The sequence below is a fragment of the Vibrio sp. Vb0349 genome (assembly GCF_033338975.1).
Genome location: NZ_JAWOTS010000328.1, coordinates 1 through 1,171, shown reverse-complemented (window position 1 = coordinate 1,171; position 1,171 = coordinate 1). Strand labels below are relative to the sequence as shown.

The window sequence follows — 1,171 nt, the reverse complement described above, 5'->3', positions numbered from 1 at the left end:
AGATGCAGTGCCAGAAGGTCACACGACATTCTCTTGGGGCATGGACTTAGCTCTAAAACGCGCTGCAGAAGTAAAATCTGTTCAGTCCGTATTCAAAGAAGGTGTGCACAACGCTATCGATATGGTGTTTGGCGTCCTGCCTGTGGTTATGGGTTTGGGTACCGTAGCACTAGTGATTGCTGAATACACGTCAGTGTTTGAGATCCTTGGTCAGCCATTCATTCCTTACTTAGAGCTGCTACAAATCCCTGAAGCGGTACAAGCATCGCAAACTATCGTGGTTGGCTTTGCAGATATGTTTATCCCTGCGATTCTAGCGGCATCTATCGACAACGAAATGACTCGTTTTGTTATCGCAGCAATGTCTGTTACTCAGTTGATTTACATGTCAGAAGTTGGTGCACTACTACTAGGTAGCAAGATTCCAGTTAACATCGTAGAACTGTTTGTTATCTTCATTCTGCGTACGCTGATTACACTTCCTGTGATTGCTGGTGTTGCGCATCTGATTTTCTAAAATCAAAGCATACACAAAGGCTCCGCTCTGTCGGGGCCTTTTTTACAACTAAAATTTGGCTTACTTCCCCACTTAACTTCGCCCCCAACGTAAACTCTATAATTTACAAAGAAAAAACCTCTATAAACGCTTATTTATAATACATAAAACTTTACTAAACTCCTCAATCAAACCTGTTAACAGCAGTACTCTTTAAGCAATTCCTTTCATTATGACGCTTTCATTAAGATGGCTCACAAATCAGATCAAACTCACAAGTTTTAACTCAAACCACCATTTTGTTTAATTTTGGTTAAAAAAGACAACAAATGGATTCATGTTTTTGATAAAGATGTCGATAAGAAAGTAATCAAACACAACAGGTTTCTTTTTCTGCCGAATTCACCCGAACCCAAAAAGAGGTGGAAGCAGAAGAAAACTATCCGGGAGACTTAGAGGAAAACTCATGAAATTCAGACATAAGGTTGTCACCGCCTCTTCAATTTTGCTGCTAATTACTGTGTCGCTACTATCGACGCAACAAGTTATGACGATTCGTTCTCAAACTCAGGAGCACATCAATTCAAGCGTTAAAGAGATTTTGACCAGCGTGAGCAACACCGTTCAATCTGAAATGAACGCGAAGAAAGATCTCGCACGCTCGATCACAGAGAT

The 1,171-nt window shown here is 40.8% G+C and carries 1 protein-coding gene and 1 pseudogene; both read left to right on the top strand.

Annotated features, from left to right (window positions below):
* The coding region (locus tag R7Q47_RS25595) for a YjiH family protein (RefSeq protein WP_411912887.1) at positions 1 to 517 on the top strand (517 nt) is incomplete at its 5' end.
* Positions 518 to 962: 445 nt separating this feature from the next.
* A pseudogene (locus R7Q47_RS25590) lies at positions 963 to 1,171 on the top strand (chemotaxis protein); the annotation flags it as partial.